Here is a 16,952-nt window from a genome sequence, read left to right as displayed (position 1 = left end):
GGCGAGACACTACGCCCTGGAAGGCCTGGAAAACGGACGGAGATTACCACTTCAGCGTAGGCCAAAGCCTTCGCTGATGCGGTCTTTAATACGCAAACTGTTCTGACACTATCCGCGCCCCAGTCCATCATCGCGTGGCGCTATACTCAGCGGCTAAATTTGAAACTCACCTAACAACAGACTTACAAGGACTCGCCCATGAAAGCGTTCGGCAAAATCCTGGGTCTGGTGCTTCTCGGGTTGTTGCTGATCATCGTGGCGCTGGGCTTTGCCCTCAGCCACCTGTTCGATCCCAACGATTACAAAGACGAGATCCGCCAGATAGCCCGTGACAAAGCCCACATTGAGCTAACCCTCAATGGCGACATCGGTTGGAGCCTCTTCCCGTGGCTTGGCCTGGAACTGCACGACGCCAGCGTGGCGACCCTGACAGCCCCCGACCAGCCTTTTGCCGACCTGCAAATGCTCGGCCTGTCAGTGCGTGTGCTGCCGCTGCTGCGCAAAGAAGTGCAAATGAGCGACGTTCGGGTAGAAGGCCTGAACCTGCACCTGACCCGCGACAAAGACGGTCGCGGCAACTGGGAAGACATTGGCAAGCCTGCACCCGCGGCGTCCGGCACTGAAACAGCCGCCGCCGACAGCACCAAGCCTGCTGCCGCAGACACCGCCAGCCAGCCGATCAAGCTCGACATCGACAGCCTGACCGTGAACAACGCCCGCGTTGAATACAGCGACGAGCTGACCGGCAAGCAGTTCAGCGCCGAGAGCATCCAGCTGAGCACCGGCCCGGTTCACGAGGCCACCAGCATCCCGGTCAAGTTGACCGCCTTTTTGGGCACCAACCAGCCGGTGATGCGGGTCAAGACTGAACTCGACGGCAAGCTGCGCTTTGACCGCGTGCTCAAGCGCTATCAGCTTGAAGACATGAAGATCGTGGGCGAAGCCTCGGGCGAGCCGCTGCAAGGCAAAACCATGAACTTCTCCGCTTCAGGCCAGCTTTTGGTTGATATGGCAGCGAACGTCGCCGAATGGAGCAGCTTGAAGATTTCTGCCAACCAGCTGCGCGCCCTCGGTGAACTCAAGGCCAACAGCCTCGACAAAACCCCGCAAATCAGCGGCGGCCTGTCGATTGCCCAGCTCGACCTGGCCAAGTTCCTCGACAGCATCGGCCAAACCCTGCCCACTATGGCGCCGGGCAGCCTGAGCAAGTTCGAACTGGTCACCCAGCTCTCCGCTACGCCGACTAGCGTGAGCTTTGATGACCTCAAGCTGAACCTCGATGACAGCACCTTCAATGGCCGCATTGCCGTCGAAGACTTCGCCAAGCAAGCCTTGCGTATTCAGCTCAAAGGCGACACGTTCGACGCTGATCGCTACCTGCCGCCTAAATCAGCCGAAGCCAATGGCGCCAAGGCTGCGCGTCAGGCCGAAGTGCAAGGCAGCGAAGCCAGCGCCCTGACCGCCTCGGGTGACAGCCCGCTGCCGGATGCACCGACCAAAAGCGGCTGGAGCACCACCAAGATCATCCCCGTCGAGCGCCTGAAAACCCTGGACCTGAACGCCGACATCAGCTTTGGCCAACTGACCCTGAGCAAATTGCCCATTCAGAATGCGGCGCTCAAAGCCAACAGCAAAGACGGTGTGCTGACCCTCGAAAACCTCAGCGGCAGCCTCTACAAAGGCACGTTTGCCGCCAACGGCAGCCTGAATGTGCAGCCGGTATTGCCGGTGGTCAAACTGCAAACCCGCATCACCAGTGTGCCGGTCGAGAAGATCCTCCAGAGCCAGGGGCAAACATCACCCGTCACCGGTTTGTTGACCCTCAACAGCAACGTGACCGGCAGCGGCAACAGCCAGAGCGCGCTGATCCAGAGCCTCAACGGCACCGCCAGCTTCGCCCTCAACAACGGCGTGCTGCTCAATGCCAACATTGAACAGCAACTGTGCAAAGCCATCTCCACGCTCAACCGCAAAACCCTGAGCGGCGCCCCGCTGGGCAAAGACACGCCCTTCAACGAACTCAAGGGCAGCCTGGTATTCCGTAACGGCGTGGCCAGCAACCAGGACCTGGTGGTGCGCATTCCCGGCCTGAGCGTCAAAGGCGATGGCGACATCGACCTGCGCGTATTGGGCATGGACTACCGCATTGGCATCATCATCGAAGGCGACACCCGCCCCATGCCCGACCCGGCGTGCCAGGTGGGCAAAAACTTCGTCGGCATCGAGCTGCCTTTGCGCTGCCGTGGCCCGCTGGAACTGGGCGCCAAGGCCTGCCGCCTGGACAAAGAAGGCCTGGGCAAAGTCGCCGTTAAAGCTGCCGGCAACAAATTGAGCGAGAAACTTGAAGAAAAACTCGGTGACAAAGTCAGCCCCGAACTCAAAGACGCGCTAAAAGGGCTGTTCAAACGATGAGGGATGAGCAGTTCGCAAGTGCCGTGCTCGATTGGTATGACCGCCACGGCCGCCACGACTTGCCCTGGCAACAGGGCATCACCCCTTACCGGGTGTGGGTCTCGGAAATCATGTTGCAGCAGACTCAAGTCAGCACCGTGCTCAACTACTTCGACCGCTTTATGGCCTCACTGCCAACGGTCGAAGCCTTGGCCGCAGCCCCCGAAGACGAAGTGCTGCACCTGTGGACCGGCCTGGGCTACTACACCCGCGCCCGCAATTTGCAAAAGACCGCGAAGATCGTCGTCGAGCAATACGGCGGCGAATTCCCGCGTGACGTTGAAAAACTGGTCGAACTGCCCGGCATTGGCCTGTCCACCGCCGGAGCAATTGCCAGCTTGAGCATGGGCCTGCGCGCGCCGATCCTCGACGGCAACGTCAAACGGGTGCTGGCCCGTTTTACCGCGCAAGAAGGCTACCCGGGCGAGCCCAAGGTCGCCAAACAGCTGTGGGCCACTGCAGAACGCTTCACGCCCTATGACCGGGTCAACGCCTACACCCAGGCGATGATGGACATGGGCGCCACGCTGTGCACCCGCAGCAAGCCCAGTTGCCTGCTGTGCCCGCTGGAAACCCACTGCGAAGCGCACATGCTCGGCCTCGAAACGCGCTACCCGATCCCCAAGCCGCGCAAAACCATCCCGCAAAAGCGCACGCTGATGCCGATGCTGGCCAACGCCGACGGCGAGATCCTGCTTTACCGCCGCCCGTCGACCGGTTTGTGGGGCGGCCTGTGGAGCCTGCCCGAGCTGGACGACTTCAATGACATCGAGTCACTGGCCCAGCAACACGCGCTGGCCCTGGGCGAACATCACGAACTGCCCGGCCTGACCCACACCTTTAGCCACTTCCAACTGGCCATTGAGCCCTGGTTGATCCAGGTCCAGGAAGCTGGCCATCACGTGGCCGAGGCCGACTGGCTCTGGTATAACCTCGCCACCCCGCCGCGCCTGGGCCTTGCTGCCCCGGTGAAGAAGCTGCTCAAACGCGCAGCCGACCTAATCCACGCAGGAGAGACCTCATGACCCGCACCCTCATGTGCCGCAAATACAAAGAAGAACTGCCCGCCCTCGAGCGCGCCCCATTCCCGGGCGCCAAAGGTCAGGACATTTTCGACCACGTCTCGGCAAAAGCCTGGGCTGACTGGCAAAAACACCAAACCTTGCTGATCAACGAGAAGCGTTTGAACATGATGAACGCCGAAGATCGAAAATATTTGCAGGGCGAGATGGATAAGTTCTTCAGCGGTGAAGAATATGCCAAAGCAGAAGGCTACGTTCCGCCGAGCGAGTAAACCCCGGTTTTAAAGGGTTTGGTCCGTAAGCGACGGTAATAATTAAAATTTTTTGAAAAAAGTGTTTGACGGATCCTCGGAAAAAGCTTCTAATGCGCCCCGTTGCCCAGATAGCTCAGTCGGTAGAGCAGGGGATTGAAAATCCCCGTGTCGGCGGTTCGATTCCGTCTCTGGGCACCACCTTTCGTTTTCAGGTGGTACCAAAAACACCTGAAAGCCCACAGAGAACCCGCCTAGTGCGGGTTTTTTGTTATCTATGGTTCCCCACCATTCCCTTGTAAGCCCAAACATATGTGAGTAGATTCGTGAGTAGATCCAGTTCGGTCTAGAAATCTACTCACACCACGGCGGCAAAATGCCCGCCCGGTGCGGCCTACAAGGAGGCTGCTTTGCCACTCTCAGATACCACCATCCGCACCGCCAAGCCGAAGGACAAGCTCTACCGGCTGACGGACGCCAACGGGTTATGTTTGGAAGTGGCATCGACAGGCACCAAGCTATGGCGGTACCGCTACCGCTTTAACGGCAACGCAAAAATGCTGGCGCTGGGTAAATACCCTGCTGTCACTTTGCTGAAGGCCCGCCAGCTACGCGATGAGGCCCGCCAACTGCTGACCGAAGGCACCGACCCCGGCGAGCACAAGAAAGCCGCCAAACAGGCGCAGAGGGTCGATGGACTAACATTCGAGACGCTGGCGCGGGAATGGTACGACTACAACTCGCCACGATGGGCAGAAGCCACCGCCTACAAAGCCAAGCTGTATTTGGATAACGACATTATCCCCGGCATCGGCGCCCGCCCTATAAAATCCATCACCCGGCCCGAGTTGGTCGAGCTGGTGCGCACGGTCGAGGCAAGGGGCACGCTCAATGCCGCTGGCAAGATCCGCCAATGGCTACACCAGATATTCCGCTTCGGACTTGCTAAGGGCGTCGTGGAGGTCAATCCGGCCACCGATCTAAATGTGGTCGCCGCGCCTGCGAAAGCCGCTCGCCATCACCCGCACGTCACCTTTGCCGAATTGCCCGAGTTGCTGAGCAAGGTCGAGGCCGCGAACATTCATACCCTGACCAAGCACGCCGTCCGACTGTTGACGCTGACAGCGGTTCGCCCTGGTGAGTTACGCCAAGCGCCATGGTCTGAGTTCGATCTAGACGCCGCCGTCTGGACGATACCCGCCGCCCGCATGAAAGCCCGCCGTCCTCATATCGTCCCCCTGCCCCGCCAAGCCGTTGCGATCCTGCGCCAGCTCAACGAAATCACCGGGCGTTACTCGCTGGTCTTTGCTGGCGCCAACCCCGAACGCCCCATGAGCGAGAACACCATCAACAAGGCTTTACGGTTGGCAGGGTACGAAGGCCGACAGACCGGGCACGGGTTCCGCCACCTGCTCAGCACCGAGTTGAACGGGCGCGGGTATAACAAGGACTGGATCGAGCGCCAGCTTGCCCACGGTGACAGCGACGAAATACGCGGTACCTACAATCACGCAGCCTATGTCGAGCAGCGCAGGGAAATGATGCAAGCCTGGGCAGATTCAATGGACGCCCTGTGCGCGGGAGCTAACGTGGTGAGCATCAGGCGGCCCGCTTAAAACTTATCCACACAAGACGGACTTGGGCAAATCTGGTTCCTGCTGGTAACATATGGCAGTCGCTGGATATTCATACAGCAATGAGTATCTAGCCACTGCTCAAGTACAGGCGGCCAATCGTCTGGCCAAACCCAAAAGTGCGCGGACAGGGCAAGTGAATGCTTCAACCCGGAGAGTACATACCGCTTGAACGCGCCATAGTCTCGCTAAAGCGCGACCACCCAGAAGTGTTAAAGGCCATCGCGAAGGCCATTAACTCGGTAGACCCGCACGCCGAGTTCAACCGCGAAACCATTACTGGATCAAAATACGGAGATAGCATTCCAGGCTTCGCCATCACTTATGGGCAGCTTGGTTCATATCTGAATACAGCTGTGACTAGGCTCGTTTCGGTTCTTATCGAGACCGAGGTTGGGGTTATTGAGTCGTCGCACGTCGCTGTCAATCGCGAATGGCTACTTAAACAGCGCGAGCACGCCGCACGCCAGCCTGAGGTGGTGCGAGAGATAGAGCTACGGTCCTATGCCTCACATGGCGCAACTGTAACCCCGATCATTCAACCGCTGGTGGACCAAGACCCGAAAGCCGCACGCGCCGAACTTCGCAAACTAAATATCCGCATAGAGCGGAGCTTGGTAATACGTCCAGACGACGAGCGAGACGCCGAAATTGAGCGCCTACGAATCCAATTGGAGGCGTCTACTGCGAGGGAAAAATCCATTGCGGCTACAGTCGACGCGTCCGAAAAAGCGATAAAAATGCTCACACGCGAGAACGACCAGCTACGCAAAGAGCGGTCCAGCACGCAGTTACCTCCAGCGTCGATCGCGACCAGGAAGCCAGACACTAAGCCCAGAAAGCTATCCAATGTGGAGATGCGAAACGAAAAAGCCAGGGCGTGCCAGGCACAGGTAAAGGAGCGAGCTACATCACTATGGCGGCATGCCGACTACGCCAAGCATAGAACCACGGATATGGTTAACGTTATTAGGCGACTCGCTGACTCGGAACCCGATTGGAATTTGCCAAAGAATGATGCGGCGCTAGCCAGGTGGATTTCAAGTTCTGCCCCGGAGTTTGCAAAGCGGCCTGGTCGTCCTCGTAAAGAAAAATAAAAGAATAAATCACACATCCGACCGGTTAACAGAATATCCGGCGCCGCTCAGCAATTTTAACTGCGCACACTCCCTGCCAACCTTTTCATCGTCGATTACCCAAACCGCCCTGGAGCGATTAGACGATGACAGCCATTACCCATCACATCCCTACACCAGCCAAGCAAGCCGTACTTGCCCACGGCGATAATCCGCCAATTCGTTTTATCAAGCGCCAGGCCGTGGAGGGCATCACCGGCCTTTCCTGTACCGAGATCTACCGCCGTATCGCCGCCGACAACTTCCCGAAGCAAGTAATGCTGGGGCCGAAGTGCGTGGTCTGGGTCGAGGCTGAAATTTACGGCTGGATGAATGACCGCATCGCCGAAAGCCGAGCGGTGGCCTGAAATGAAAAAGGCCACGATCCCCGAAGAGAAACGCAGCCTGTCGCAAGGCAATACTACCACTGGCGCCAGCCCCGCCCAACTGCTGGAAACTGCCCCAACCAAGATTGCCCGTGCCCTGGTGTATTTCCGCCACTTCGGCACGCTCAACCGTTTCGAGGCGCCGCGCTGGGTGGGTGATACCTGCCTGAACTCCACCATTCCCGTGCTTGAGAGCAGTTACGGCCTGGTGTTCGAGCACATCCCCGAGAAGTCGCCCAACAACTGGGGCGAACCCTGCGACTGTACCCGGTACCGCCTGCTGGAAAGCTCGCATGAGCAAGCGGACAAGGTGCTGGCGCTGATGTTCAACCGGGCTGCGAAACGCCAGAAGGTGGCAGCATGAAAAATACCATCATGCCAATGGCAGGGCCTAATAACGGGAAATCCCGCATTACCCTGACCCAGTACAACGGTGAGCCGTGCGTGGATAGCCGCCTGCTGGCTGAACAGCTGAACAACAAACACAAGAACTCCATGGCGCTGATTGAGCGTTACCTGGCCAAGTTCGAGGCGTTCGGGGTTGTTCCGTTTCAAACGGATAAACCCTTGGCCGGTACTGCTGGCGGTAGGCCGGAACGCTTCGCCCTGCTGAATGAGGACCAAGCGTTTTTCCTGCTGGCGCTGTCTCGCAACAATGATCGCGTGGTTGACCTGAAAGCCGACCTAATCATGGCATTCCGCGAAGCCCGGTATGGATATGCCTGCCTGGTCCTGGAGGCTCGCAAACAGGAAGCTAGCCAGAATGGCCGCCGCCTGGCCCGCTGGCGCTATGACAAGCCAGGCGCGTATCAGCACGTCGCTCATTTGCGGGAGCAACTGAAACTCCCGCTCGACCTGGAGGGCGTCCACCAATGACGCCCGCCACCTACCCAGCGCTGCCGTTGTCCAATCTGAAACAGGGGGTTGCATCCATTCCCGCCCGCATGTATCGTCTGATCGTCGCTGCAAATTCAGCGACCGGGTTTGACGGCCCGATCAACATAAGGCGCACAGGCGCCCCCATCACGATTGCAGGCGCTTTTTTTGTGCCCGCACATCCTGTTTATGGCGGCTGTGCGTGGGAGACCTTTGGGTCTGCCGGTTTCCTTATGTACCGGTCCGTCAACCTGCGCACAGCTGCCACCATTATTCGTTTGACGGCGAACTGTGGCAGCTCCACACATAAGGAGCGTCACCCCATGCACACCCTCAATCCGTCCCGACTTCGTGCCGCCGCGCACCGCGCTATGGCAATCGCCGCACTTCATGCCGACAGCTCATTGAGCGTCAGACTGAAACGATATAATTCTCAAATGGAAAAGGCGCGTCAGCTCGACGCTATCGGCGGTGCTGTATGACCTACCCTATCCAATCCGTCGCATCGCCCGTCGATAGCACCCTCGACGACCTGCGCGGCGCGCAAGAGATCCTTATGCTGCTTGCCATAGCTCTTGCAGTCATTGCCGCGCCGACCACACAGCCGCTTGTATCGAAGGTTCTGGCGACGTTCGCCCAGCACACAGCTATGGCCTGGGCCGAACTGCTGGACGGCGTGATTGAGTCGAGCGAGGCATCCCTATGAACAGCCTAAAGCTCCTGCTGATCGACGCCGAAGGTTTAGGGAGCCTGCCCGCCGAGCAGTTGGATAGCATAAGTTTGGCCGCAAATGACTTGGGCATGACCATAAGTCACGGCATATCTGCTATTGGCGTGCTTCTGGCCTGCGCCGCAACGGACGACGACAAGTTGAGCGCAGACACCCTTGTCGATATTGGCTGTCTGCTGCAAAGCCTGGGGAATCTCAGTTCGCGCGCGGCGAACATCGAAGTCAGGGCCGAGAACCACTCCCGGCATCGCGATACCAAGAAAGGGGCTTAACCCACCATGAATAACCAAATCTGCAAAACAGCGGGTACGCCGAAGGCTTGCCCGAAGAAAGCTACAGAGCTTTGGTTCGTCACCCATCCGAAGGTGCCCAAGGCGCTGCTGGGACCATTCTTGACTGAGGCCGACGCGGAGTGTGGCCGTATCGTGATGCGCAGCGCCGACGCAGTAGTGACGGCCTGCCTGGTCGATTCAATTGACGAAATCACCTACTGGCATGGCGCGAACAACGGCAAGGTCTGCCGGGCTTTTGCTGGCGCTGATCGCCGGGAGGTCGGCCATGAGTAACGTCATTCCCTTTGACCCGTTGAGCAGCATCGTGCGCGACGACCAACCACCACATATCGACCCGTACAGTTTTGCCCTCCTGGTGGGAGTGTTTAACGACCTGACGGCATTTCGTGACGGAGAGCCAAATCGTGAACGCGCCGCCCAGTTGCGCAAGACGGCCACCAAACTAAACGCCGTGCTGGCGCGGTTTGAGCCGCCCAAGGGGGCCGCATGACTGATCCCGCGATCCTATTCCGTGAAGCGCTCCAGTCAGTATTCGGGCCACTTGATTGGCTCCCAGACCCTGACGGCACCATTCACCGCTTCCACGTCCCCGGCGACAAATCCGGCACCCTCAATGGGTGGTACACGTTGTTTGCGGACGGCATCGCCTCGGGCGCGTTTGGTAGCTGGAAGGCTGGCGGCACTAATACCTGGAGCAGCCGAGAACCACACAATAACCACGAGGCCGAGCAAGTACGCCAGCGCATCGAGCAGGCCAGGCGCCAGCGTGAGGATGAGCAACGCAAGCGCCAGCTCAAGGCCGCGAACGTTGCACAACGCTGGTGGCGTGACGCACGCCGCGCAGATCCCGATCACCCGTACCTGATCGCCAAGTGCGTTCGGCCTCACGGCCTGCGCCAGCGCGGTGACGAATTGCTGATCCCGCTGTACTCCAGTGGCGTGCTGGTAAACCTGCAACGGATCACCACGAACGGGAATAAGCGTTTCCTGTTCGGGGGCCGGATCAAGGGCACCTATTCGCCGCTGGGACGCATCACACCGGGCAAGCCGCTTTGCATATGCGAAGGCTGGGCAACGGGCGCCACGCTCCACGAAAGCGGCTACACCGTCGCCTGCGCCATGAATGCCGGGAACCTAAAGCCGGTGGCGCTGGCGCTTCGGGCTGAATACCACACCGCCGAAATAATCATCGCGGGCGACGACGACCGACAGACCGAGGGCAATCCAGGACGTGCCGCCGCCAATGCCGCCGCCGCCGCGTGTGGTGGCCTGGTGACTTTCCCGGAATGGCCCGCCGACGCACCGCTGACCCTTTCCGACTTTAACGATCTAGCAGCCTGGAGCCGCCACCATGCGCCCGCCTGAAGCCAACGTAATCAACCTGCGCCCCGAAGCGCCCATGGTCGAGCCCGAGCGTCCTTGCTGGGGCGTGTATGAGCACTGGGTAACGAACGAGAAAGGCCGTCGCCTGCGCCCCGGCGTGTACTGGCATAGCTTCAAGCGCAACGCCGCCGACGATGACAGCGACGATGACAAGTCTGACAGGCCAATCACTGACGAGTGGATCGCCACGCCCGTGACGGTGGTGGCGCGCACCACCAATAGCGACGATTGCAGCGAGGGCCGTTTCCTGCGCCTGGTGACTGAGAGCGGCGTCAAGGAATGGATCATTCCGATGGAGGTGTTCGGCGGTAGCGGGGAGGACGCCAGGCGAACGCTGTTCGGCATGGGCGTGATTATCGCACTCAAGAAACGCGGCCAATTTATGGAATACCTACTGGAACAGCGCCCCGATCAGGTGTTCGCCACCACCTGCCGTCCGGGCTGGCATGAGTCGGGCGCCTTTGTACTGCCTGGACGCACCATAGGCAGCGACAAGGTGCGTTATCAGGCCAGCGGCAAGGGGCAGAACCTATTCAGCCTGCGCGGCAATCTGGACGGCTGGAAAACCGATGTCGCGGCCAAGTGCGAAGGGAACCCGGTGCTAACGCTGGCGATTGGCTGCGCGCTGGCTGGCCCGCTGCTGAGCCTGGTGGGCGTGCTGGGCGGTGGTGTTCACCTGGTGGGCGACAGTTCTAGCGGCAAGTCACTGGCACAGCTTATTGGCTCGTCCGTATGGGGCGACCCCGGCATATTCGCCGCGTCCTGGGATATGACCAAAGGCGGTTTGGAAATCGAGGCATCGGGCCGCAATGACACCATGCTCCCCCTGGACGAAATCAAACGTGCCGACCCCAAGCGCGTACAGGAAATGGCCTACTCACTCGCCAACGGCCAAGGCAAGGGCACCATGACCCGCGAGCGTGAAGGTAGGGCCAAGCTGTCATGGCGTCTGCTGGCGCTTTCCAGCGGCGAACGATCCCTATCCGAGCACGCAGCCATTGGCGGCAATGCGGCCCACGCTGGCGCCGAATTGCGCATGGTGGACGTGAACGCGGGCACCCGCACCCACCGGGCCTTCGATGAATTGCACGGCCTTGCTGGCGCCGACTTCCACCGCCTGCTGACCGTTGCTGTCGGTGCGCACCATGGGCATATCGGGCCAGCGTTCGTGGAAAAGATGCTCGCCAGCGATGACCGCCCCGGACTGCTGGAGGACTTCGCGGGCATACGCGCCAAGTTCATCGAGGATAACGCTCAAGCCGGACGGGTAGCGGATCGCTTCGCTGTCATTGCACTGGCTGGGGAAATGGCTATCGCCTACGGCCTGTTGCCCTGGACGCCTGGTAGCGCCCTTGCTGACTGCCAGTTGCTGTACGGCGAGTGGTTGAGCCGGGTTGGCAGTGGTAACGCAGAAGACCGCCAGATCCTGGCCGGTATTCTCGATTTTATCGACAAGCACGGCAGTAGCCGCTTCTCAGACGTGAGCGACCAGACGCCCGACACCAAGGTATTCAACCGGGCCGGGTATTGGAAACGATCCGACGGCAAACAACTGTACCTGTTCAACAAGTCGGCATTGGTCGAGGCGGCACACGGGTATGGCCTGAGCCGCGTTATCAAGGCATTGGAGGGGGCGGGCGCTATTGCCGAACGTGGCGCTGATCGAAAGCGCCACGCCAAGAAGTACCGCGCCCCTGGTGGCGGCTCGCCCTGGCTGTATGTGATCGACCCGGAAGCCTTGGACGGTGAGGGTGGCGCCGTATGACCGTCGCAACTGCAAAACACGATTGCCCATATTCACAGGAACCTAGAATCGGTGGGAACAGTGGGAACAGTGGGAACAGCCAGGCAGGCCGGGGCTTTCAGCCGTTCCCACCTAATAAAAAGAGTGGGAACAAGTGGGAACACACAATCGCTTTCCAATATAAGAGAGCGATAAATATGCATGATTTGGTTATTACAGTTCCCACAAAAAATGGAGTGGGTACAAAATGGGAACAGAAAAACACCCCTGGAGGCCGCGTATTTACTGGGCTGTTCCCACTGTTCCCACTGTTCCCACACTTTTTGAATTCACAGGAACATTTGTATATGAGTAATCCGGGGGAGGTGACGCCATGAGCCTCCTTTCCGGCTTGCTCGATCACATGCCGCCGACCATTGCTGGCGATGACAAACCGACCGTTACCAAGCCCACCACGGAGCGTACACGCCTGGTTATGGTCGAGCGCCCCCCTCAATTGCAGGCAAGCACCTACACCAATGCCGCCAATGCAACGCCCGAGTGGCGCAAAGCCCGTGACCAGTACATCAACCACCTGATGGCGTGCCGGTCCTGCCATGCGCCAACCGGGCGCCACTGTTCGGCGGGTGCTGGCCTGTGCGCCGCATATGACCGGACGCCAATGGAGGCGACCCGATGAAACATGAGGATTCAACCTTGAAGGTGAAACAGCGGGTTTCAGATGAGCAGCGCCGCCAAGTGCTGGACCTGCGCCGCCGTAAATCACTGCGCGAAGTGGCCGAAGCGACCGGCCTACCACTGGGGACGGTAAAGACGTTGGTTTCACGTTCCGGGGCATTCCGTGACAACGAGCAGCACCGCGCCCTGTTCACCTTGCCGCCAATCAAGCCCAGCGCCGATACGCTGCCCAGCGTGCCGGAACTACCGCCGCAGCAAGTCGTGACCGGGGATAAGGAAGTGGACGCCGTGCTCTGGCTACACGCCGTCATTCGTACCGGGCAGGCCGCATTGATTGAGCGGGCCATGGAAGCGGCAAAGCGAATCAAGACACCACTCGGCGTGCTGGAGAAGCGCTACCGCGACCATCTGACGGCGACCAATCCCGGCAATCTGTTTGCCGCCTTGTCGTCGTTTGGCTTTGGCGACCTTGAAGCGATGGCGGCGAGAGCTACCGAGGACCACCGATTGCGGCTGGAGGGAGTGTCCCGCTTTGGTGGCGCCCTGATGGATGACACCGACGCCGAAGCATTTTGCATCGATGCGCTGCGCGGACTGGAGGTTAGCGGACGGTTCGGTGACTTCGACAAGAGCCAGGTAGCCGACCGGTTCAACGCCCACCCTGATCTAATGCCGCACACGCTAGCCGACTGCCTGTATGAGCTGGATTACTGGAGCCGCCTGTATTGGCTACGCAACGCCGTAGACCGTGACGCCAGCGACGGACCAGCCGAAGCGACAGCGCGTGACTGGTTTGTGTTTGGCCTGCTGGCGGAGATACGGCCACGGGACAAGGCCGAAGCGCTGGCTGTATTCCGCTACCTGGTCGCCAGTGACCGCGATGACATGGCGGAGTCTGAGGCGATCATGCTGAACCTGATTGGGTAGTCCTATTCATCACCAACAACTAACCGTTTCCGCGCCACGTTTTACGAATCACGAAAACGTGGCGCGGATGAAACAGACCATATGATCCCGCTGAGACCATATCGTCTGTTTCGCCCGCCTATCCCAGACCGCGCTGTATCCAGCCTGGTATCCACGGTTTGAAGCCATTCCGAGGTGGATACGTGGCACTGGTTAACAGCATGGTTAACACGGAAAAGGGAGTTTTCGGAGGCTCTAAAAAAGGAATGCCGCGTCCGACAAAATAACCCAATGAATGAACGGCGGGCGCACCAAAATCACAATAAGATCGCACTAAGGTGGACGGGGTGTGATTACGGGAGCTTTGCCCGCGAAGGGTGAGATTAGGGCGAGGCCGAACGGTAAGGTCACGGTAATGCGAGGTTGCGAAAACCAACCCTATGAATGAGCGCGTCAAGTGCCGAGCGGCCAGGTATCCACCCTGGTATCCACGATTTGTGGCTGATCCTGCTGGATACCCGAACCGGTTAACTGGGGAGCAGCGGTGCGAACCGATTCGGGCACAGTGACCTTGTAACAAGGCGGCCTGTAACAGCGCGTGTAACAGGGGAACGGGTTGTTTCACGCACGACTTTCACGCATCCCGATATGCGCGAAATCTGTCCCGGAGACAGAATTGAACCGTTTGGTACGCAGCCAGGTACGCACCCATGGTTCGCACCCGTATACGCGAGGCTGGCGCGAACCTGGGCGGCATTGCCATGGCTTCCAAGCGTTGGCTTCCACTGTTGTTTCCAGGGTTTCGCAGTGGTTTTAACTGGCAACCTGGCCTCATTTAGGGAAACACCCCATGAATGACCACATCAAAACCACTATCTGGCGGCAACGACGCATCCGATTGAATGTAAGGTTTTGACAGGTTCCAGTGTGTAGAAAACGCCACACTGTGTAGGAATCAACACGCAGTAAATGGTGCCACCTCTTTGACCACGCTTTGACGGAATGTGAGACAGGCATGATACGAAACCGGCGCCGGGTGGGCGTCCGAGGCTTATCCCACACGGGGGCCGTCAAACAAGGGGGCTTGGCCGTATCACACCCCCGACAGACCCCTGACGAAATTCTGGACAGGCTCTGGACGGATCGCGGGGCGACCATGCGCCAGCGCCTGGCTGGACGCCCTTATCTGTAAGGGCTGGCGCTTACTTATCGACTCGACAACAAGTGCGGCCCGTCCAAAAAAACATCAAGGGGGTGCAATAAATTTGCACCCTCTCCAGGATAATAAAAAGCTGTCTAGCCGATTCGCCAACAAACTACCGGGATCACGGTAGTTATCAGATAATCGAGCGACCCTTGAAGTCCGTTTTTCGGATAACAAACACCCCTCGATACCAGATTTTCCGGTATCGCACGCCAGAGGTTAAAGCCATGTCCGTTATCGACTGCGACTACCTACCCGCCGACAAGGTGGTGTTTCCACCCGAGCTGGCGCTATTGATTGTCAGGAAAGCCGCCGCCATGGCCGAAGCATTCGAGAGCCAGGCGCTCGACCAGCTTACTAGGGACGCCAGGCGTGAGCTTGCCCAAGGTGCGGAGCCACGGAGAATCATCCGGGAAATGCGGCTGTAATGCCTGGAGTGCCACGGCATCGAGTACGCGACACAAAACGATAATTCGCAAAAGGTGTCGCGTACCTGACAGACCGAAATGGGAGGCCAGGTTCAATGCCTGGAATTCCGGGTAAGCAAAAGTAAGCAAAACCGGCTGGGTTAGGGCTGGGTTAGGGCTGGGTTATTGGATTGGCTATCCTCATCGACAGAATCTACATTGGTGGCAATCTTGTCATGTGGCAGCTATCGAGCTGCAAGGATCAGCAGGGATGAACGAAGACCAGCACCGACGCCGCATGGCTTTATGGTTCGGATCAATCCCTGTGATTGCAGCCTTTGCGCTTCTGATCCTGGTGCTGCTGCTGAGTGATCGCACGACCCCGGTAATTCCGCAAATACCTGTTGGCTCAAATCCGATCATTCAGGCGGATCAATCTCCAAAAGTGATGAGCCAGGCAATCGAACCAATTCCGGCTGAATCTCCATAGGGTGAACGAGCCGTTCATCCGACCGCTCAAATCTGAACGGCCACCTGGCAAGCGCCACCCAAAAAACTTGAAAAAGGGGGCACCACTGAAAAAAGTGAGTAGATTTGTGAGTAGAAAAACAATCAGAAAACGTGAACGCCTTTAAACGCTTAGCCTGTAGCCATCGGTTCGATTCCGTCTCTGGCACCACATTCAGCTTTGATGTGGTGTTCACACCACGCCAAAGCAAACAAAAAACCCGCCTAGTGCGGGTTTTTTGTTGCGCGCGATTTTTATCCGTAAGCGCCACCTCTCTTGGCGATTGCAAAGAGATGAGGTTCAATCCTCTCTTCAGCCTGCAAGGACACACCCCTTTAATGTCATCGCCTAAAAAACAGCAAAAGAATGCGCAGCGGGCCAAATCCAAGGCCAAGCAGAACCGCATCGGCAAGCCGGCCAAAACGTCGGCCAGCAGCTTGATGGATCATCCGTTCGATGACGTCAAAATCGATCTGAGCACGTTTAACTTCCAGGACATCCTCGACAACGGTTTTGACCCGGCCGATTACGATGATCTGTTCCAGGTCATGAAGGCCGCCGAGGCCATTAACCTGCAAGCGATGTGCACGGTGTTCCTGCAGTACCCGGTGCTGGAGCTGGTGATTTCCGAAGAGGAAGAAGACAGCGCCACGGACTTCCTGATGGGCTTGTTGATCGAGTACCGCATTGCCATTCACGGCGATGACGAAGACAGCGCCGTGGCCTGGATCGAAACACCGGCCTTCCAGAACGCCTACGTCGAGGCCTCACGCGTGCTGCAAGAGCGCAACACCCGGAGCGCGCACTGACCGCAGCGCTGACCCCACCTGTCAGCCGGGCGTTTACCGAGCCCGCCGCTGACGGTTATGTGCTGGGCGGTATTGAGTGGCGCCATGGCGCTGGCGACCCGACGCGGGCAGTGGTGATCATCAACGCCGCGACGTCGGTGCGCTGCACGTATTACTCGCGCTTTGCCGAATACCTGTTTAGCCATGGGCTGGACGTGATGCTGTTTGATTACCGGGGCATCGGGGTTTCACGTGCCGGGTCGCTGCGCGGGTTTCAAGCGTCATGGTCGGATTGGGGCGCGCTCGACTTTGAAGCCTTGCTCCAGCGCGCACAGCGTGAATACCCCGGCCAACCTGTCGATGTGGTCGGTCACAGCTTTGGCGGCTGTGCAGCGGGCCTGGGGGCGTCCGGGGCGGTGATCCGCAATCTGGTGACGGTGGGCGCGCAGTTTGCCCACTGGCGCGACTATGCGGCTGATCAGCGCTGGCCCATGCTCGCCAAATGGCATGGGGTGATGCCGCTGCTGACGCGGGTGTGCGGCTACTTCCCGGGCAAACGCCTGGGCTGGCTCGAAG

The 16,952-nt window shown here is 58.8% G+C and carries 21 protein-coding genes and 1 tRNA gene; all 22 read left to right on the top strand.

Annotation, left to right across the window (positions count from 1 at the left end):
- Positions 1–198: 198 nt before the first annotated feature.
- The gene (locus GHO41_RS06680) at positions 199–2,412 is read left to right on the top strand and encodes an AsmA family protein (protein WP_153433221.1); all 2,214 of its coding nucleotides are present in this window, start codon (positions 199–201) and stop codon (positions 2,410–2,412) included.
- A complete protein-coding gene (mutY, locus tag GHO41_RS06675) occupies positions 2,409–3,476 on the top strand; it encodes an A/G-specific adenine glycosylase (RefSeq protein WP_048366798.1) in 1,068 nt (355 codons plus the stop codon). The genes GHO41_RS06680 and mutY overlap by 4 nt, the downstream gene beginning before the upstream one ends.
- Positions 3,473–3,745, top strand: a complete 273-nt coding sequence (locus tag GHO41_RS06670; protein ID WP_048366799.1) for an oxidative damage protection protein — start codon at positions 3,473–3,475, stop codon at positions 3,743–3,745. The genes mutY and GHO41_RS06670 overlap by 4 nt, the downstream gene beginning before the upstream one ends.
- Positions 3,746–3,849: 104 nt before the next feature.
- Positions 3,850–3,925 (top strand) — tRNA-Phe (locus tag GHO41_RS06665).
- Positions 3,926–4,134: 209 nt separating this feature from the next.
- Positions 4,135–5,340 (top strand): integrase arm-type DNA-binding domain-containing protein, encoded by a 1,206-nt coding sequence (locus tag GHO41_RS06660; protein WP_153433220.1) that lies wholly within the window; start codon positions 4,135–4,137, stop codon positions 5,338–5,340.
- Between the two features lie 158 nt (positions 5,341–5,498).
- Complete coding sequence (locus GHO41_RS06655; protein WP_153328070.1) at positions 5,499–6,455, top strand: hypothetical protein; 957 nt, start codon at positions 5,499–5,501, stop codon at positions 6,453–6,455.
- 125 nt (positions 6,456–6,580) lie between these two features.
- Positions 6,581–6,841: an AlpA family transcriptional regulator gene (locus GHO41_RS06650; RefSeq protein ID WP_153328068.1), complete on the top strand. Its 261-nt coding sequence runs from the start codon at positions 6,581–6,583 to the stop codon at positions 6,839–6,841.
- Position 6,842: 1 nt separating this feature from the next.
- Positions 6,843–7,223 (top strand): hypothetical protein, encoded by a 381-nt coding sequence (locus GHO41_RS06645; protein WP_153328066.1) that lies wholly within the window; start codon positions 6,843–6,845, stop codon positions 7,221–7,223.
- Positions 7,220–7,735: a Rha family transcriptional regulator gene (locus GHO41_RS06640; RefSeq protein ID WP_256678688.1), complete on the top strand. Its 516-nt coding sequence runs from the start codon at positions 7,220–7,222 to the stop codon at positions 7,733–7,735. Before GHO41_RS06645 ends, GHO41_RS06640 begins: the two co-directional genes overlap by 4 nt.
- The gene (locus tag GHO41_RS29750; RefSeq protein WP_178126477.1) at positions 7,732–8,217 is read left to right on the top strand and encodes a hypothetical protein; all 486 of its coding nucleotides are present in this window, start codon (positions 7,732–7,734) and stop codon (positions 8,215–8,217) included. Before GHO41_RS06640 ends, GHO41_RS29750 begins: the two co-directional genes overlap by 4 nt.
- Entirely contained in the window at positions 8,214–8,441 is a 228-nt protein-coding gene (locus GHO41_RS06630; RefSeq protein ID WP_153433219.1) for a hypothetical protein, read from the top strand. The genes GHO41_RS29750 and GHO41_RS06630 overlap by 4 nt, the downstream gene beginning before the upstream one ends.
- The gene (locus tag GHO41_RS06625; protein ID WP_069550814.1) at positions 8,438–8,737 is read left to right on the top strand and encodes a hypothetical protein; all 300 of its coding nucleotides are present in this window, start codon (positions 8,438–8,440) and stop codon (positions 8,735–8,737) included. The genes GHO41_RS06630 and GHO41_RS06625 overlap by 4 nt, the downstream gene beginning before the upstream one ends.
- Before the next feature lie 6 nt (positions 8,738–8,743).
- A complete protein-coding gene (locus tag GHO41_RS06620; RefSeq protein ID WP_069550813.1) occupies positions 8,744–9,031 on the top strand; it encodes a hypothetical protein in 288 nt (95 codons plus the stop codon).
- On the top strand, positions 9,024–9,248 hold the full coding sequence (locus GHO41_RS06615) for a hypothetical protein (protein WP_069550812.1): 225 nt from the start codon (positions 9,024–9,026) through the stop codon (positions 9,246–9,248). Before GHO41_RS06620 ends, GHO41_RS06615 begins: the two co-directional genes overlap by 8 nt.
- Positions 9,245–10,123 carry a toprim domain-containing protein gene (locus tag GHO41_RS06610; RefSeq protein ID WP_153433218.1) on the top strand — a complete coding sequence of 293 codons (879 nt, stop codon included), beginning with the start codon at positions 9,245–9,247 and terminating at the stop codon, positions 10,121–10,123. The genes GHO41_RS06615 and GHO41_RS06610 overlap by 4 nt, the downstream gene beginning before the upstream one ends.
- Entirely contained in the window at positions 10,110–11,906 is a 1,797-nt protein-coding gene (locus GHO41_RS06605) for a DUF927 domain-containing protein (protein ID WP_153433217.1), read from the top strand. The genes GHO41_RS06610 and GHO41_RS06605 overlap by 14 nt, the downstream gene beginning before the upstream one ends.
- Before the next feature lie 352 nt (positions 11,907–12,258).
- A complete protein-coding gene (locus GHO41_RS06600) occupies positions 12,259–12,564 on the top strand; it encodes a hypothetical protein (protein WP_153433216.1) in 306 nt (101 codons plus the stop codon).
- Positions 12,561–13,490: a hypothetical protein gene (locus GHO41_RS06595; protein WP_153328040.1), complete on the top strand. Its 930-nt coding sequence runs from the start codon at positions 12,561–12,563 to the stop codon at positions 13,488–13,490. The genes GHO41_RS06600 and GHO41_RS06595 overlap by 4 nt, the downstream gene beginning before the upstream one ends.
- Before the next feature lie 1,410 nt (positions 13,491–14,900).
- Positions 14,901–15,101: a hypothetical protein gene (locus GHO41_RS06590; protein ID WP_153433215.1), complete on the top strand. Its 201-nt coding sequence runs from the start codon at positions 14,901–14,903 to the stop codon at positions 15,099–15,101.
- A 250-nt stretch (positions 15,102–15,351) separates the two neighbouring features.
- Positions 15,352–15,570, top strand: a complete 219-nt coding sequence (locus tag GHO41_RS06585) for a hypothetical protein (protein ID WP_153433214.1) — start codon at positions 15,352–15,354, stop codon at positions 15,568–15,570.
- Between the two features lie 356 nt (positions 15,571–15,926).
- Entirely contained in the window at positions 15,927–16,397 is a 471-nt protein-coding gene (locus GHO41_RS06580; protein WP_153433213.1) for a hypothetical protein, read from the top strand.
- The coding region (locus tag GHO41_RS06575) for an alpha/beta fold hydrolase (protein WP_256678691.1) at positions 16,394–16,952 on the top strand (559 nt) is incomplete at its 3' end. The genes GHO41_RS06580 and GHO41_RS06575, both read left to right, overlap by 4 nt.

The sequence above is a fragment of the Pseudomonas sp. FSL R10-0399 genome (assembly GCF_009600165.1).
GTDB classification, from domain to species: domain Bacteria; phylum Pseudomonadota; class Gammaproteobacteria; order Pseudomonadales; family Pseudomonadaceae; genus Aquipseudomonas; species Aquipseudomonas helleri.
The sequence above is the reverse complement of the archived record's forward strand: the minus strand, read 5'-3'. Positions and strand labels throughout refer to the sequence as shown.

Excerpts from the sequence above, each read along its gene's own strand:
- GHO41_RS06680 (WP_153433221.1), top strand. The coding sequence starts at position 199 with ATGAAAGCGTTCGGCAAAATCCTGGGTCTGGTGCTTCTCGGGTTGTTG.
- mutY (WP_048366798.1), top strand. The coding sequence starts at position 2,409 with ATGAGGGATGAGCAGTTCGCAAGTGCCGTGCTCGATTGGTATGACCGC.
- GHO41_RS06670 (WP_048366799.1), top strand. The coding sequence starts at position 3,473 with ATGACCCGCACCCTCATGTGCCGCAAATACAAAGAAGAACTGCCCGCC.
- GHO41_RS06655 (WP_153328070.1), top strand. The coding sequence starts at position 5,499 with ATGCTTCAACCCGGAGAGTACATACCGCTTGAACGCGCCATAGTCTCG.
- GHO41_RS06650 (WP_153328068.1), top strand. The coding sequence starts at position 6,581 with ATGACAGCCATTACCCATCACATCCCTACACCAGCCAAGCAAGCCGTA.
- GHO41_RS06645 (WP_153328066.1), top strand. The coding sequence starts at position 6,843 with ATGAAAAAGGCCACGATCCCCGAAGAGAAACGCAGCCTGTCGCAAGGC.
- GHO41_RS06640 (WP_256678688.1), top strand. The coding sequence starts at position 7,220 with ATGAAAAATACCATCATGCCAATGGCAGGGCCTAATAACGGGAAATCC.
- GHO41_RS29750 (WP_178126477.1), top strand. The coding sequence starts at position 7,732 with ATGACGCCCGCCACCTACCCAGCGCTGCCGTTGTCCAATCTGAAACAG.
- GHO41_RS06630 (WP_153433219.1), top strand. The coding sequence starts at position 8,214 with ATGACCTACCCTATCCAATCCGTCGCATCGCCCGTCGATAGCACCCTC.
- GHO41_RS06625 (WP_069550814.1), top strand. The coding sequence starts at position 8,438 with ATGAACAGCCTAAAGCTCCTGCTGATCGACGCCGAAGGTTTAGGGAGC.
- GHO41_RS06620 (WP_069550813.1), top strand. The coding sequence starts at position 8,744 with ATGAATAACCAAATCTGCAAAACAGCGGGTACGCCGAAGGCTTGCCCG.
- GHO41_RS06615 (WP_069550812.1), top strand. The coding sequence starts at position 9,024 with ATGAGTAACGTCATTCCCTTTGACCCGTTGAGCAGCATCGTGCGCGAC.
- GHO41_RS06610 (WP_153433218.1), top strand. The coding sequence starts at position 9,245 with ATGACTGATCCCGCGATCCTATTCCGTGAAGCGCTCCAGTCAGTATTC.
- GHO41_RS06605 (WP_153433217.1), top strand. The coding sequence starts at position 10,110 with ATGCGCCCGCCTGAAGCCAACGTAATCAACCTGCGCCCCGAAGCGCCC.
- GHO41_RS06600 (WP_153433216.1), top strand. The coding sequence starts at position 12,259 with ATGAGCCTCCTTTCCGGCTTGCTCGATCACATGCCGCCGACCATTGCT.
- GHO41_RS06595 (WP_153328040.1), top strand. The coding sequence starts at position 12,561 with ATGAAACATGAGGATTCAACCTTGAAGGTGAAACAGCGGGTTTCAGAT.
- GHO41_RS06590 (WP_153433215.1), top strand. The coding sequence starts at position 14,901 with ATGTCCGTTATCGACTGCGACTACCTACCCGCCGACAAGGTGGTGTTT.
- GHO41_RS06585 (WP_153433214.1), top strand. The coding sequence starts at position 15,352 with ATGAACGAAGACCAGCACCGACGCCGCATGGCTTTATGGTTCGGATCA.
- GHO41_RS06580 (WP_153433213.1), top strand. The coding sequence starts at position 15,927 with ATGTCATCGCCTAAAAAACAGCAAAAGAATGCGCAGCGGGCCAAATCC.